Source organism: Pseudoalteromonas sp. MTN2-4 (assembly GCF_042848605.1).
Classification (GTDB): Bacteria; Pseudomonadota; Gammaproteobacteria; order Enterobacterales; family Alteromonadaceae; genus Pseudoalteromonas.
In genome coordinates this window covers 13,814-28,321 of sequence record NZ_BTGK01000005.1, presented here as the reverse complement: position 1 = coordinate 28,321, position 14,508 = coordinate 13,814, and the positions used below count along the sequence as shown (strand labels likewise).

Here is a 14,508-nt window from a genome sequence, read left to right as displayed (position 1 = left end):
ATTACTACGTGTTGCCAAGACAACAAAACAAAACGGAAACATCGCAACTGGAAGCGTAGGCAGCAATAGTTAGTACTAACTTGGTACTCTATGGATGAACAAGAAAGCGTTAGGAAGACCGAAAATAAAAAATAGTCTCATGGAAGTATAAAATAAAAACAATATGGACTATGTACGGAAGCACTAATAAAAATACGGATAGTAAATAAAAATAATAATAAGGCTTAAAAAAGTCGAAGGGAGAAGTGTCCAAGTTTGTGACGCTCAGATTAGATAGGCGGTAGAGAGCAATCTCTGCCGCCTTTTTATTTGTGCCGCGGTGCTTTGCTGGTACAATAGCCGACCAATTTCAAAGTCGGTATCTTATTCATCATGTCAGTATGTGGTTTATGTGGCTCAGATGAGTTACAGCCTTATCACCAAGATAAACGTCGCCGTTATTTACAATGTACGCAGTGTGCACTTGTGATTGTTGATGAGCGAGATCGTTTATCTCCTGAAGATGAAAAAGCCATCTACGATACTCACGAAAATAGCTTACATGATGAAGGTTATCGTCGCTTTTTATCTCGTGCTTTTGAGCCGACGATAGAAAGAGTACCTTCACACAGCAAGGGCTTAGACTTTGGTTGTGGGCCAGGGCCTTTATTGGCAGAAATGTTCAAAGAAGTAGGCTTTGAAATGGCTTGTTTTGATTTGTTCTATGCAAATGAGCCTGAAGTGCTGACTAAAACGTATGACTTCATAACGTGCACTGAAGTAATTGAGCATCTATCTCTGCCCGGTGAGGTGTTAGCAAAATTGCTGTCACTACTCGAGGCTGGCGGCCCTTTGGTATTGATGACTAAACTGATTATTGATCAAAATCGGTTTGCTCAATGGCACTATAAAAATGATTTAACCCATATCGCATTCTTTAGCCGTGAAACATTTGACTATGTCGCGGCGCGCTTTGACTGTCAGGTTGAATTTATCGGCAATGACGTCATTGTATTAACTAAGTCGAAAAAGTAACGACAGAGAAGATTTATGACTAGAAAGAAAAAATCACGTAAGGTAGCTCAAACGGGTACCCCGCGTTTAAGTAAAGAAAAGCTATTAGAGCTACGCGCTCTAAAAGACCAGCGCAAGAAAAAATCTAAGGGCGCCAAAGCTGGGTCGCGTAATGCACCGGAGGCGCTTAAAGAAGACAAGCAAGTAACTGCAGGCTCGGGTAAGAAAGACAAGCGTTTAGGCAGTAAAAAGCCAATTAGCTTGAAACCTGAAGCGGCTAAGCCTGAATCTGCTGCACCTAAGATGATGCGTCACTTAAAGCCTCAGGTTGAGTTAAAAGAGGTGAAGCCGTCACTTACTCCTGAGCAAGAGTTAGAACAGCTAGAGAATGATCCACGTCTAATGAAGCTACTGGAGCAGCATGAACGTGGTGAGTTGATTACAGGTAAAGATGCGAAGTTCTTCAATCGCTCAGTAGCACGTCACCAAGAGCTGTGCGAGCTACTCGGTATTGATGATGAGTTTGAAGAAGATGACATCATTGAAGATGATCCTTTAGAGAACTTCATGTCAGACGATTTGGCTAATGAGTGGTTTGATGACGACGATGAAGAGTATAAATAATGGCAACTGAGTGGATCATTGCACTGGTTATTGGTGCACTTATTATTGCTGGTTTATCTTTTTATGCAGGTAAGCTGATTTGGCAAGTGAAAGCTCAAAATGAACTCATTGCCAAAAAGCGTGCAGAACATGAAGCTGAGCAAAAGAAAAAGCGTCAAGAGCGTAATGCCAAGCTTGCTGACAGTATTAATCTCATTGCTAAAGCCATGAATCAAAAGCAATGTGAGTATTCGGAAGGGTGTTTGCGTATTTGGGTTCTTATTTCTCAATATGGTTTTGAGAAAGAAGTTAACCTAGAAGAAATTTACCCGGGCATTCATCAAATGTATGAAGTGGTAAAAGACATGCCGACGCACGATGCTCGTAAGAAGTACTCTAAAAAAGAAATCTTCAAAATGGACACTGAGCGCTGGCGTGCTGAAGAACGTCTTGAGAAAGACATTCTTAAAGATTGTGAGCAACTGGTTAGCGAGTTCCAAGCCTTGCCTGGCAGTGAGAACGTGGTATTCCAGTAATCACTTTTAAAAAGTAAAAGAAACGCGACCAAGGTCGCGTTTTTTGTGCTTGTTCCATTAATGACATAAAGCAGCGATAACGTTAAAATCAAAGAAAAAATAAAAGCATAAATATGGATCATTTAACTCGCGTTTATCATTTTCGTTATCTTCGACAGTTGCTTGAAGTGAAGCGCTTTTTAAAAGTTAACCCTAGTCTTTTGCCAGCTGTAATTTACTTGGTTTCAAGTGGTGCGGGTCTGTACTATCTGACGTGTTTGTTGTCTCACTTTGGTTTTGATGGGCTAAAACACATTGGGCTCGGTGATTTTCTTACGATTATTTTTTCAAGCTTTTGGTTACTCGGAGCATTCGTTGCCTTTCTGGTGCTATTGGTCTTCTTTATTCCCATAGATCGCGCTTCTTCAAGTATTCAATTTTTGTCTATTGGCAAATTTATGAGTGCCTTGAACCGGCCATTTTTAAAGATCCCCGTTTTATATGGCTTTAGCTCTTCAGTCATCGCTATTTTTTTTAGTGCAAATATTTTGGCAGAGAGTCGAGCTAGCGAAATCAAACATACAAAGCCAGATTTAGTCGAGGTCAGTTTTAACTATCCAGTGAATTGGCTAGGTAACACGATAACAAAATTAAATGCAGTAAAAGTGGTGGCCAGTACAAGTCGGTATGTGTTTATTTACCATCCAGATACAAAAAAATCGGTAGTGGTACCTCTGGGAAATATCGCCACTATTTTTAATGTAAAACAGGGGGAGATATGAATCGGATCACGACGGATGAAGCATATTTTGCTTGGTTTAAATCTTCATTAGAAAAAAACAAAGCTTTTTTCTATGAGCACCCCAGTGTGTTATTGTCCTTAACTTATCTGGCGCTCAGTTTCTCAGGTTTAATTTATCTCTATGTACTTGGGCGTGGCGTTGGTGTGGACATTATCAAATATCTAGAGCTGGTTGACTTCTTCATGGCGTTTCTGGCAACCCCTCAAATTTTATATTCTTGTATTGGAGCGATTAGCACCACTGCAATCGGGTTTTTCTTAATACAAAAAAGTGAGAAAGCAAAGTCAAAACGAACTGAGCCGAGTGTAGGTTGGAGAAGCTGGTTTGAGACATGGCGGCCTTTTTATAAAGTGAATCCTCTTATTTTAGGTATGTTTGCTCTTCTTACTATGCCAATGATTTACTCAGCTGTAAGCGGCCATAATGATGCAAAAAGTGTGCTCCAAGAGGGGGGTAAGGTTTATCAGATTGACTTGGTAAATCCAGTGTCAATTCATGAACAATCTATGCTTCGTTTTGACCATTTAAAGCTAGTCACAGAAACCGAGCGGTTTAGCTTTTTTTACTCTGTAGAGTTAAAGCAAGTTTTGTTGATTACTCGCGATAATATCGCCAGTGTGCAGCTTGCTAGCCAGGACTATGATAACTAGTCATGTCTTCTTATCGCTGTCTCTTTGTAGTGGTACCTTGAATTGGGTTTGTTGTCAGTATGGAGTCTATCTAAAGTAGATGGTGTCAGTTGTGTCGAGGGCTAAAAAAGGAAATACAAACCCGACATAAAGTCGGTGATACCTAGGGTATAGAGTCTTTTTCTGAGGGAGGCTTAACTAAACGTTTAAGATAGTAGCTGTTAGAGCGACGTAATCAATAGCCACGGGGCTATATCTATGAAGCTAATATGTTTAACTTGGTTGATATGGGGAGAGGCCATATTCGTCAACGACAGCTCATTAGACATTTCTTCAGCAGGGCGTTTTTCTTAGCAGTATGCTCAGCCGTTAATTTTATACTTACCCAAATTAAGTCGGTCAATATGCTGTATTTCAGGCACAAAAAAACGCCCAACGGGGGGCGCTTTTGATAAAGGAATTGGTTTTGCTAATTAGCCGCGAGGACCAGCTTGCTTAATCGCTTCTGATACATCGTACTTCTCAAAGTTAGCTTGGAAGTCAGTTGCTAATTTAGCTGCGTACTCAGCGTACTTCTCTTTGTCTTCCCAAGTATTGATTGGGTTAAGAAGTTCAGTTGCAACACCTGGTACTGCTACTGGTACGTCTAGATTCAGTGACTCGATGTGTTGAGTTTCAACATCAGCAAGGTTACCAGATACGATAGCATCAACAACAGCACGTGTTGTAGGGATGTCAAAACGCTTACCAATGCCGTAAGGACCACCTGTCCAACCTGTGTTAACTAGGTATACTTTCGCGCCAAACTCACGTACACGCTTCATTAGAAGCTCTGCGTAAACGCCAGCTGGACGTGGGAAGAATGGTGCGCCGAAACAAGTTGAGAACGTTGACTCGATGTCAGACGTTGAACCGATTTCAGTTGAACCTACTTTCGCTGTGTAACCACTTAAGAAGTGGTAAGCTGCTGCTTCTTCAGAAAGTACAGATACTGGTGGTAGAACACCACTTACGTCACATGTTAAGAATACAACTGCTTTTGGCTCACCTGCACGGTTTTCAACTTTACGCTTTTCAACGTGCTCTAGTGGGTAAGCTGCACGCGTGTTTTGCGTTAGGCTTGTGTCGTTAAAGTCTGGTACACGGTTTTCATCTAGTACTACGTTTTCTAGAATTGTACCGAACTTGATTGCGTTCCAGATAACAGGTTCGTTCTTTTGCGAAAGGTCGATACATTTAGCGTAACAACCGCCTTCGATGTTAAATACGCTGCCAGGTGCCCAACCGTGCTCGTCATCACCGATAAGGAAGCGCGTTGGATCTGCTGATAAAGTAGTTTTACCAGTACCAGAAAGACCGAAGAATAATGCTGTGTCGCCAGCTTCACCAACGTTTGCACTACAGTGCATTGGTAAAACACCTTTTGCAGGAAGTAGGAAGTTCTGAACAGAGAACATCGACTTCTTCATTTCACCGGCGTAATGCATACCTGCCAGTAGTACTTTGCGCTGTGCAAAGTTGATGATAACTGTACCATCGCTGTTTGTGCCATCACGCTCTGGGTCACATACAAATGAAGGTACATTTAAGATCTGCCACTGAGGTAAATCTGATGCATTGTATGATTTAGGTTCAATAAACATGTTTTTAGCGAAGATGTGGTGCCACGCTGTTTCAGTTGTTACAACAACTGGAAGGTAGTGTTCAGGATCTGCGCCAACTTCTAGGTGAGAGACGAAGTGGTCATTTTCCTGTACGTGTGCTTCTACACGTGCCCATAGCGCATCAAACTTTTCAGCATCGAAAGGACGGTTAACATTGCCCCATTGGATTTCAGTTTCGGTGCTTGGCTCTTTAACGATAAAACGGTCACTTGGTGAACGACCTGTACGACGGCCAGTTTTAGCTACGAAAGCTCCATTTGCGGCTAAAGTCCCTTCGCCACGGCTAATTGCGTGTTCGACAAGTTCAGCTGCAGTTAAATCGACAAAACGAGTAGCGCTTGATGTCATGTTATTACCTAAATGTGAGAATTGAACGGGATAGCTCTGAGTTCTTAATACTCTTAAGCTGAAATTATAGTAACAGATGAAATTGAGATATTCGAGCCTTTGGAAGGGTTAAAAAGGTATAAATTTGGTAAAAAACTTGAATAATTTCAATGATACCGGTGTCATAAAAAGCCATTTAAAATGACACCGGTATCATTTTTTAGACATAAAAAAGCCGTCGTTTTGACGGCTTTTTAGCTTATGCTGAGTCAATACTACTTTTAGTTAAAAATAGCCTTGATATCTTGTTCATCAAATCGGTAATTTTTCAGACAGTAATGACAACTGATATTTATTTCACCGTCTTCTGCAACTTGAGCCAGTAATTCATCTTGGCCTACATTCACCAGAGCATTGATGGTCTTGTCTCGACTACAGCCACAAACAAAGTTTAGCTCTTGGGGCTCGAACAATTGTGGGTTGTCTTCGTGATATAGACGTGTCAGTACCGTTTGAGCATCTAGATCTAGTAATTCTTCATCTTTGATGGTGTTACTAAGTGCTTCTAGATGAGTGAAATCTTGTTGTGATTTTTCTTTATTTACAGGTAAAACCTGTAAAAACAAACCAGCAGCTTTGAGTTGCTCACCCGAAGTGCGTGTTGCAAACCATAAACGCGTCTTTAACTGCTCAGACTGTTCAAAGTAACCTTCTAGACATTCTGCTAAATTATCAGAGGTCAAAGGTACAATACCTTGGTAGCGTTCACCTTTAGTTGGGGTGATAGTGATAACCATATATCCCTGACCCATTAGGTCTTGAATACTGCTACCCGTAACTTCGCCTTGTAAGCGCGCAATACCGCGCATATTTTGATTGTGGTCACCGTTTATTACCGCATATTTAACTGGGCCATCACCTTGCAGTTGCACCGCGATATCGCCTTCAAATTTTAAAGTGGCGGTCAGTAGGCTGGTTGCGACTAGCAACTCACCTAATAATTGCTTTACAGGTTCTGGGTAGTCGTGTTCACCGATAATGTCTTTAAACGTTTGTTCGATTTGTACTAGTTCACCACGAACGTCTAACTGATCGAAAATGTAACGGTGTAATAAATCTGATTGCATTTATAAAATCCTAGCTTGATTTTAACTTTAGTAATTCGCGACGTTGTTTTTTATCCGGTTTGGTTTCCGGGCGCGGCGCAAAAAAGCTGTTGTTCTTTCTAGCGATGGCGTTTTGCTCTCGCTTTTCTATACTGTGCTCAGCTTCTTCATATAATAGCTGAGCAAGTGGCGCGGCCTGACGCTTGTCATAGACCTTTAAAATCGTCACTTCCTTTTCCTCATAACCCTGAGCAAGGTTGACAGTCGCACCAATTTCAACCGTTTTACTGGGTTTACAGCGCTGACCGTTATAGTGTACTTTACCACCTTGGATCATTTCTCGAGCAATACTGCGGGTTTTGTAAAAACGCGCTGCCCAAAGCCACTTATCTAAGCGAACCGCTTCTATTTGGCTGTTTTGTTCAGAGGATTGTTTTTTCACAACGAGAATACCATCAAGGATTGAGGGATTTGTGAGGTGAAATTTATCATATATTCAGGCCCAACAAAAGCGGGCGCTGTTCACCCTTCCTTCAACATAATGTGGGTAATCTCACGTAATGCAAGTGTCACAAAGTTTCACATTTGTACGCTTGTTGAATTAATTTCGTCGCGGTACACTTGGCCGTTCAACAGAATAAGAAAAAGTCTCATATGGAATTACAATTACAACAGTTAACGAGCATATTTCAGAAGTTGCCGCATGCCAGACTCAGTCGTTTGGTGGTAGTACTGACTGTTGTTTATATTGCTTATCTATGCGCCCAACTCGTTTGGTTGTTTTGGCCGCAACCACAAAGCGCGAACTTAGCACCGCTTTCAAGTTCAGTAAGCAGTAAAACCAATAACGTCAACACCCAAGTAATTATTCAGCAAAACCTGTTTGGTGTTGCTAACGAAAAACCAAAAGCTCCCCCTAAGCCTGTCGCACGTGTTTCTGATGCACCTAAAACAACATTAAATGTGAAACTTACTGGTATTGTTGCTGTCAGTTTAAATGATACAGCGGGCTTGGCGATTATCGAATCACAGGGGCGACAAGAAACGTACGAAGTAAAAGATGCCATCACAGGTACGCGCGCTAAATTAGCACAAGTGTTGCCTGATCGAGTCTTGCTAGATGTAAATGGCCGTTTTGAAACGCTCATGCTTGATGGTCTTGCTTATACAAAACAAGTGGCCATGCCGGTATCTGGTCCACGTGAAGTGCGTGACGCACAGAGAAAGCCAAGCATCGACCGCTCTGAATTGGCACAGCGTCGCCAAGAGTTACTAAGAGAGCCAGGCAAGTTACTCGATTACATCAGAATCTCTCAGGCTCGAAGAAACGGTGAGTTAATAGGCTATCGTTTAAGCCCAGGAAAAGATCCTGAGCTATTTAAAAAAATGGGTTTAAAGAATAATGATTTGGCCATTGCAATCAATGGTTATCAACTAACGGATATGAGACAGGCAATGACTGCAATGCAAGAGCTCAGAGAAGCCACTGATGCCACAATTAGCATTGAACGAGACGGTCGTGTGATCGACGTACAATTCAGCCTGTAAGCACAATTTTTGGAGTTAATAATAATGAGAAATAAGCTAGACCTCAGAAAAATCAAAAAAGGGTTAGCTAAGTATGCGGCTCTGATGTTTGCAGCTGGGTTATCGTTATCTGTTTCTGCTGTTGAATACGCAGCGAACTTTAAAGGTACTGATATTAATGAATTTATTAATATCGTTGGTAAAAACCTGAACAAGACCATCATTATCGATCCTAACGTTCGTGGCAATATTAACGTGCGCAGTTATGAATTGATGGACGAAGAGCTTTATTACCAGTTCTTTTTAAATGTTTTAGAAGTATATGGCTATGCCGTTATTGAAATGGACAGCGGCATTTTAAAAATCTTACGCAGTTCAGATGGTAAGAAAAGTAATGTGCCCTTAGTTTCAGATAATACTTCGACGGATGGTGACACCTTAGTTACGCGAGTGATCCGTGTTAAGAATGTGTCTGTTCAAGAGCTTGGCCCATTAATTCGTCAGTTCAGTGACCAAAAAGATGGTGGTCATGTGACTAACTTCAGTTCTGCTAACGTGATGATGCTGACAGGCCACGCAGCGTCTGTAAATCGTCTCGTCGATATTATTAAATCAGTCGACCAAGCAGGTGACACGCTAGTTGAAATTATTGAACTCAAGCATGCAACTGCAGATGATGTGGTAAAAGTAGTTGAGAGCATTTATAAGTCATCTGGTAAAAACAGTATTCCTGACTTCCTAATACCAAAAGTTGTGGCAGATAACCGTACCAACAGTGTCATTGTCAGTGGTGAAGGTCAAGCGCGCTCTAGAGCGGTTGATTTAGTGAAGCGTTTAGATGGAGAACTAAAAAGCCAAGGTAATACGCAAGTTTTTTATCTTGATTATGCAAAAGCAGAAGATCTTGTAAAAGTACTACAAGGTGTAAGTAAAACGCTGCAAGAAGAAGCGCAAGGCGGTAACAATAAAAGCCGCAGCCGAAACAACAAGAATGAAACTAGCATTGAAGCGCACCCTGATTCAAACTCATTAGTGATCACAGCACAGCCAGATACTATGCGCTCATTGGCATCGGTGATTAAAAAACTAGATATTCGTCGTGCGCAAGTATTGGTTGAAGCGATCGTTGTTGAAGTGCTTGAAGGTGATGGTATCAACCTAGGCCTACAGTGGATTTCAGAGCAAGGTGGTATGCTGCAATTTAATAATGGTAGTAATGTGCCTGTGGGTTCATTAGCCGTTGCAGCTGAGCAGGCTCGTGATAAAACAATCAAGAAAACCATTACAGGAACCGAAAATGGCAACACAACACCATATGAAGAAACGCAAGAAGGTGATTTAGGTCCTTTGGCTGCATTACTTGGTGGCGTGAATGGTCTTGCTGCTGGCATTATTAAAAATGACTGGGGTGCTATCATTCAGGCAATTTCGACAGATACGAAATCAAACATCCTAGCGACGCCGTCTGTAACTACGATGGACAATGAAGAAGCGTCGATGATTGTGGGTCAAGAAGTGCCAATCATTACTGGTTCGACAACAAGTGGTAATAATACTAACCCATTCCAAACGGTTGATCGTCAAGAAGTGGGTATTAAGTTAAAAGTAACCCCTCAGATTAATGATGGTTCAGCGGTTCAGTTAACCATTGAGCAAGAAGTATCGAGTGTCAGCGGCGCAACTGCGGTAGATATCGCGGTGAACAAGCGTGCTATTAACACGACTGTTATTGCTGACGATGGCGGTATGGTTATTCTTGGTGGTCTAATTGACGAAGACGTGCAAGAAAGTGTGTCTAAAGTGCCACTGTTAGGTGATATTCCAATTCTTGGTCACTTGTTTAAGTCAACGAGTACAACTAAGCGTAAGCGTAACCTTTTAGTATTCATTCGCCCGACGATTTTGCGTGATAGCCGTAGCATGAACGAATTAAGTCATTCTAAGTATAACTTTATTCGTGGTGAGCAAAGTAAGCAGCGTGAAGATGGCATTGACCTGATGCCGTTTGAAGATTCGCCTGTGTTACCTGAGTGGAATGATGCACTGACATTACCACCAACATATGAGCAGTATTTAAAAGAGCAAAATAAGAAAGAGCGTAAAGATGATTGATACTCACAATCAACTAGAGAGTGAGCACGATGAGCTGCTCACTGACGCGCCATTAGAAGAGGTAGCACGCGAGCTGTCTCTTAAACTGCCTTTTTCTTATGCGCGCCGTGTAAATATGTTGCTAGCTGAAAAAGAAGACGGCCTTAAAGTTTTCTATACGGGTGATTTAAATGTTGCTCATTTGCTTGAGATTCGCCGAGTAGCAGGCGCTGAATTTAAGCTTGAACAGCTAGAAGCTGAGAAGTTTGAGTTTATGCTTGAAGAAGCTTACCAACGTGATAGCTCCGAGACTCAGCAAATGATGGAAGACATTGGTAATGAGGTTGACCTATTTTCATTGGCAGAAGAGCTACCGCAAACGGAAGATTTATTAGCGGCTGACGATGATGCGCCGATCATCAAGTTAATCAATGCCATGCTGAGTGAGGCAATCAAAGACGGTGCCTCAGACATTCATATCGAAACTTTTGAACAAGACCTAGTTATTCGCTTTAGGGTAGATGGCGTTTTAAAAGAAGTTTTAAAGCCAAATCGAAAACTTGCGTCGCTACTTGTTTCGCGTATTAAAGTAATGGCTAAGCTTGATATCGCCGAAAAACGTATCCCGCAAGATGGTCGTATTTCGTTACGTATCGCAGGTCGTGCTGTCGATGTTCGTGTATCAACTATGCCGTCAAGCTTTGGTGAGCGTGTTGTACTGCGTCTACTCGACAAAAATAATGCACGTCTAAACCTAGAAGATTTGGGTATGACAGAGCGTAACCGCGAATTATTCAGCGAGCTAATTGCCAAACCGCACGGTATTATTTTGGTGACCGGCCCAACAGGTTCAGGTAAAAGTACCACCTTGTATGCTGGTATGAGTCAAATTAACTCCAAAGACCGCAATATTCTAACGGTTGAAGACCCAATTGAATATGAAATCCCAGGTATTGGCCAAACTCAGGTTAACCCGAAAGTTGATATGACGTTTGCGCGAGGCCTAAGAGCGATTCTTCGTCAAGACCCTGATGTAGTAATGGTTGGTGAGATCCGAGATTTAGAAACCGGTCAAATTGCAGTTCAGGCATCACTGACGGGTCACTTAGTTATGTCGACCCTGCATACAAATACGGCCTCAGGTGCCATCACGCGTATGGAAGATATGGGCGTGGAGCCATTCTTACTGTCTTCTTCTCTGTTAGGTGTGTTGTCTCAACGTCTAGTCCGTACCTTATGTAATGATTGTAAAGAACCACATCAAGCCGATGAACGCGAATGTGAATTACTAGGTGTAGGCAAAGACAGCAATACAATCATTTACCGCCCTGTTGGTTGTGAATCATGTAATTACAACGGCTATAAAGGCCGTACCGGTATTCACGAGCTATTGGTCGTTGATGAAACAGTACGTGAGCTTATCCATAATGGTAAGGGTGAGCAGGCGGTAGAAAAGTATATTCGTACTTTCAGTCCTAGTATCCGTCAAGATGGGTGTTCTCGAGTTCTGAAAGGACAAACTTCTTTAGAAGAAGTGTTACGTGTAACCCGTGAGGAAGGCTAACCATGGCTGCGTTTGAGTATCGAGCGCTCGATGGTAAGGGCAAAGAAAAGAAAGGCATCTTAGAGGGCGATACCGCGAAGCAGATCCGTCAACAACTTCGAGAAAAAGGCATGATGCCTTTAGAAGTAGCGCCGGCTGCTGAAAAAGAAAAGCAGCAATCTGGAGGTGGTTTTAAACTATTTACAGGCTATAAGCCTTCTGTTTCTGATATCGCTTTAATCACTCGTCAATTAGCAACACTTATTCAGTCTTCATTGCCAGTCGAAGCGGCTGTGATGGCTGTGGCTGAGCAGTGTGAGAAACCTCGATTAAAACGTATGTTGATGTCGGTGCGCTCTAAGGTAGTAGAGGGTTACACGCTGGCTGATGGTATGTCAGAGTTTCCTCATGTGTTTGATAACCTATATCGCGCCATGGTGGCAGCGGGTGAAAAGTCAGGCCACCTTGATGAAGTACTGAATCGTTTGGCGGATTACACAGAGCAACGTCAGCATATGCGAAGTCAAATCACTCAGGCGATGGTGTATCCAAGCATTCTTGTAGTTTTTGCCATTGGTATTGTGGCGGTATTACTTGGTACTGTGGTACCGGAGATCTTGAAAACTTTCGAGAAATCTAAGCAAGCACTGCCTTGGACAACCGAGTGGGTAATGGCTGCAAGTAACTTTGTGCAAGCCTATTGGATGCCAACTTTCATTGGTATTGTGGTCCTAACAATTGGTATCAAACAGGCGCTGCTGAAATCAAAAATTCGATTTTGGTATGACACGCAATTATTGCGTCTACCAGGCTTAGGAAAAATTAGCCGCAGTATCAATACGGCACGTTTTGCGCGTACCCTCAGCATTCTGTCTTCGAGTGCCGTACCATTACTTGAAGGTATGAAAATTTCAGGGCAAGTACTCGAAAACGAGAAGATTAAATCAGCGGTCTCAGAAGCTGCGGTCAGAGTCAGTGAAGGTGCAAGCCTGAGGGCGTCGCTTCAGCAAACCAAGTTATTCCCGCCTATGATGTTGCACATGATCGCCAGTGGTGAAAAATCGGGTGAGCTAGAGCAAATGTTGGAGCGAGCAGCTAACAACCAAGATAGAGAATTTGAAACTATGGTCAGCGTGTCATTAAAGCTGTTAGAGCCTGCAATGATCGCAACTATGGCCATTATTGTGTTGTTTATTGTTATGGCAATTTTGCAACCAATTATGGAAATGAACAAAGCCATCGGCTTATAGTCAAATAAAGAGTTTAAAAATAACAGCTATTAGCAGCTAATGAGGTATTCATTGTGAAAAAGCAATCAGGTTTCTCCCTACTAGAAGTAATGGTGGTACTGGTTATCATCGGTATGATCTTATCAATCGTTGCCCCAAACATTATGGGCCAACAAGAAGAGGCTGCTTTAGATAAAGCGGGTTTAGATATTCAACAGCTTGAAGATGCGATGAATATGTACAAGCTGAAGAATAAGAAGTATCCAACGACTGAGCAGGGCTTAGAAGCACTTGTAACTAAGACGACAATTGACCCCGTACCACGTCGTTTCCCTGAAGGTGGCTTTATTTCTAAATTACCTGAAGATCCATGGGGCAACCCTTACCAGCTAGTTAGCCCAGGTGAGATGGGTAAGATCGATATCTTCTCAATGGGCCCTGACGGTGAAGTGGGTACTGATGATGATATCGGTAACTGGACTGACGAAGACGAAGTGCGTTAATACGTATGCGTTTAGGCTTAGGGCAAAATATCAATAAGGCAAAGGGCTTCAGTTTACTTGAAGTCCTTGTTGTACTTGTGATCATCGCCATGTCAGTGAAAATGGTGAGTTACACCTTTAATGATGCCGAAGCCGAAGAGTTAGAAAAACAAGCGCTCAGAGTATACAGAGTAATTAATCTTGCCTCTGAGTTTGCAGTATTGAACCAAATTGAGCTTGGCTTTCACCTTGATAAAAATGTCTTAGAATTTTTAGTCTTTGATGGTGAGAGGTGGTCGGTATTTGATGCTGAAGAATTATATGAACCCATTACCTTCGGTAAAGAATACAAAGTTAATCTGAATATCGAAGATTTATCTTGGTCGCAAGACAATTTGCTAGAGCAAGTCAACTGGCGCGAATTAATGGGCACTAGTGATGATGAAAGCTTGCTTGAACTAAAAAAGCTCAAAGTGCCGCAAGTACTAATTTTATCTTCGGGCGAAGTGAGCGCGTTTCAGTTTAGTGTTGAGCTATCAGAGCGAGATGCGGAACAAGCACGTTACTTTATCGAAGGTGAGTTTATCGCCCCTGTTAATTTACGAGTGGAGCCTGAAGTATGAAGAAGCAATCAGCTGGCTTTACTCTGTTAGAAGTGATGGTGGCTTTGGGGATCTGTGCCATGGCAGGCATTGCTGCTATGCAAGTTACAGGTGAGCATGTTTCCCATATTGCTTCACTAGAAGAACAAACCTACGCATCTTGGGTGGCAGAGAATCGTTTGGTGATGATCCGCGCACAGGGTGATAAGTGGAATGGTAAGAATAACAACAAAGGTGAAGAAGAGTTAGCTGGTATGACTTGGTACTGGCAAGAGAAAGTCACCAGAACCAATGACCCAAGTTTTGTCAAAGTGCAAGTTGAAGTATTCAGCGATGCTGAATATAAAAATTCTTTGTATGACTTAAGTACATTCATTTTAAAGGGTAAGTAACG

At 42.2% G+C, this 14,508-nt stretch carries 15 protein-coding genes; 12 read left to right on the top strand and 3 right to left on the bottom strand.

Going from position 1 to position 14,508, the window contains the following annotated elements:
• The first annotated feature begins 372 nt into the window (after nucleotides 1-372).
• The 5 genes from ACGHEH_RS13095 (at nucleotide 373) to ACGHEH_RS13075 (ending at nucleotide 3,564) form a co-directional block, all read left to right on the top strand.
• Nucleotides 373-1,014 carry a class I SAM-dependent methyltransferase gene (locus ACGHEH_RS13095; protein ID WP_390446093.1) on the top strand — a complete coding sequence of 214 codons (642 nt, stop codon included), beginning with the start codon at nucleotides 373-375 and terminating at the stop codon, nucleotides 1,012-1,014.
• A gap of 15 nt (nucleotides 1,015-1,029) precedes the next feature.
• Nucleotides 1,030-1,617, top strand: a complete 588-nt coding sequence (gene yihI, locus ACGHEH_RS13090) for a Der GTPase-activating protein YihI (protein WP_390446091.1) — start codon at nucleotides 1,030-1,032, stop codon at nucleotides 1,615-1,617.
• Nucleotides 1,617-2,132 (top strand): DUF2489 domain-containing protein, encoded by a 516-nt coding sequence (locus ACGHEH_RS13085; RefSeq protein ID WP_390446089.1) that lies wholly within the window; start codon nucleotides 1,617-1,619, stop codon nucleotides 2,130-2,132. Before yihI ends, ACGHEH_RS13085 begins: the two co-directional genes overlap by 1 nt.
• A gap of 167 nt (nucleotides 2,133-2,299) precedes the next feature.
• Entirely contained in the window at nucleotides 2,300-2,893 is a 594-nt protein-coding gene (locus ACGHEH_RS13080; protein WP_390446087.1) for a hypothetical protein, read from the top strand.
• Nucleotides 2,890-3,564 carry a hypothetical protein gene (locus ACGHEH_RS13075; RefSeq protein ID WP_390446085.1) on the top strand — a complete coding sequence of 225 codons (675 nt, stop codon included), beginning with the start codon at nucleotides 2,890-2,892 and terminating at the stop codon, nucleotides 3,562-3,564. Before ACGHEH_RS13080 ends, ACGHEH_RS13075 begins: the two co-directional genes overlap by 4 nt.
• Before the next feature lie 452 nt (nucleotides 3,565-4,016).
• Here the strand turns inward: ACGHEH_RS13075 and ACGHEH_RS13070 are convergent, their stop codons facing one another.
• From ACGHEH_RS13070 to hslR, 3 genes are all read right to left on the bottom strand, one after another.
• Nucleotides 4,017-5,555 (bottom strand): phosphoenolpyruvate carboxykinase, encoded by a 1,539-nt coding sequence (locus tag ACGHEH_RS13070; RefSeq protein WP_058031243.1) that lies wholly within the window; start codon nucleotides 5,553-5,555, stop codon nucleotides 4,017-4,019.
• A gap of 260 nt (nucleotides 5,556-5,815) precedes the next feature.
• Nucleotides 5,816-6,661 carry an Hsp33 family molecular chaperone HslO gene (hslO, locus tag ACGHEH_RS13065; protein ID WP_390446083.1) on the bottom strand — a complete coding sequence of 282 codons (846 nt, stop codon included), beginning with the start codon at nucleotides 6,659-6,661 and terminating at the stop codon, nucleotides 5,816-5,818.
• A 10-nt stretch (nucleotides 6,662-6,671) separates the two neighbouring features.
• Nucleotides 6,672-7,082 carry a ribosome-associated heat shock protein Hsp15 gene (gene hslR, locus ACGHEH_RS13060; RefSeq protein ID WP_058031241.1) on the bottom strand — a complete coding sequence of 137 codons (411 nt, stop codon included), beginning with the start codon at nucleotides 7,080-7,082 and terminating at the stop codon, nucleotides 6,672-6,674.
• A 212-nt stretch (nucleotides 7,083-7,294) separates the two neighbouring features.
• Here hslR and gspC point away from each other — a divergent pair, with 212 nt between their 5' ends.
• The 7 genes from gspC to gspI are packed head-to-tail and all read left to right on the top strand — an operon-like array spanning nucleotide 7,295 to nucleotide 14,506.
• Entirely contained in the window at nucleotides 7,295-8,188 is an 894-nt protein-coding gene (gspC, locus tag ACGHEH_RS13055; protein WP_390446081.1) for a type II secretion system protein GspC, read from the top strand.
• 24 nt (nucleotides 8,189-8,212) lie between these two features.
• Nucleotides 8,213-10,279 (top strand): type II secretion system secretin GspD, encoded by a 2,067-nt coding sequence (gene gspD, locus ACGHEH_RS13050; RefSeq protein WP_390446079.1) that lies wholly within the window; start codon nucleotides 8,213-8,215, stop codon nucleotides 10,277-10,279.
• Complete coding sequence (gene gspE, locus ACGHEH_RS13045; protein ID WP_390446077.1) at nucleotides 10,272-11,822, top strand: type II secretion system ATPase GspE; 1,551 nt, start codon at nucleotides 10,272-10,274, stop codon at nucleotides 11,820-11,822. The genes gspD and gspE overlap by 8 nt, the downstream gene beginning before the upstream one ends.
• A 2-nt stretch (nucleotides 11,823-11,824) precedes the next feature.
• A complete protein-coding gene (gene gspF / locus ACGHEH_RS13040; protein WP_390446075.1) occupies nucleotides 11,825-13,051 on the top strand; it encodes a type II secretion system inner membrane protein GspF in 1,227 nt (408 codons plus the stop codon).
• Between the two features lie 53 nt (nucleotides 13,052-13,104).
• Nucleotides 13,105-13,533, top strand: coding sequence for a type II secretion system major pseudopilin GspG (gspG, locus tag ACGHEH_RS13035; protein ID WP_390446074.1), 429 nt, complete (start codon nucleotides 13,105-13,107; stop codon nucleotides 13,531-13,533).
• Between the two features lie 5 nt (nucleotides 13,534-13,538).
• Nucleotides 13,539-14,135, top strand: a complete 597-nt coding sequence (locus ACGHEH_RS13030) for a prepilin-type N-terminal cleavage/methylation domain-containing protein (protein WP_390446072.1) — start codon at nucleotides 13,539-13,541, stop codon at nucleotides 14,133-14,135.
• A complete protein-coding gene (gene gspI / locus ACGHEH_RS13025) occupies nucleotides 14,132-14,506 on the top strand; it encodes a type II secretion system minor pseudopilin GspI (protein ID WP_390446070.1) in 375 nt (124 codons plus the stop codon). Before ACGHEH_RS13030 ends, gspI begins: the two co-directional genes overlap by 4 nt.
• Nucleotides 14,507-14,508: the final 2 nt, after the last annotated feature.

Coding starts and splice junctions, on each gene's coding strand:
- ACGHEH_RS13095 (WP_390446093.1), top strand. CDS start 373: ATGTCAGTATGTGGTTTATGTGGCTCAGATGAGTTACAGCCTTATCAC.
- gspF (WP_390446075.1), top strand. CDS start 11,825: ATGGCTGCGTTTGAGTATCGAGCGCTCGATGGTAAGGGCAAAGAAAAG.
- ACGHEH_RS13030 (WP_390446072.1), top strand. CDS start 13,539: ATGCGTTTAGGCTTAGGGCAAAATATCAATAAGGCAAAGGGCTTCAGT.
- gspD (WP_390446079.1), top strand. CDS start 8,213: ATGAGAAATAAGCTAGACCTCAGAAAAATCAAAAAAGGGTTAGCTAAG.
- gspI (WP_390446070.1), top strand. CDS start 14,132: ATGAAGAAGCAATCAGCTGGCTTTACTCTGTTAGAAGTGATGGTGGCT.
- ACGHEH_RS13085 (WP_390446089.1), top strand. CDS start 1,617: ATGGCAACTGAGTGGATCATTGCACTGGTTATTGGTGCACTTATTATT.
- ACGHEH_RS13070 (WP_058031243.1), bottom strand. CDS start 5,555: ATGACATCAAGCGCTACTCGTTTTGTCGATTTAACTGCAGCTGAACTT.
- ACGHEH_RS13075 (WP_390446085.1), top strand. CDS start 2,890: ATGAATCGGATCACGACGGATGAAGCATATTTTGCTTGGTTTAAATCT.
- gspC (WP_390446081.1), top strand. CDS start 7,295: ATGGAATTACAATTACAACAGTTAACGAGCATATTTCAGAAGTTGCCG.
- hslO (WP_390446083.1), bottom strand. CDS start 6,661: ATGCAATCAGATTTATTACACCGTTACATTTTCGATCAGTTAGACGTT.
- yihI (WP_390446091.1), top strand. CDS start 1,030: ATGACTAGAAAGAAAAAATCACGTAAGGTAGCTCAAACGGGTACCCCG.
- gspE (WP_390446077.1), top strand. CDS start 10,272: ATGATTGATACTCACAATCAACTAGAGAGTGAGCACGATGAGCTGCTC.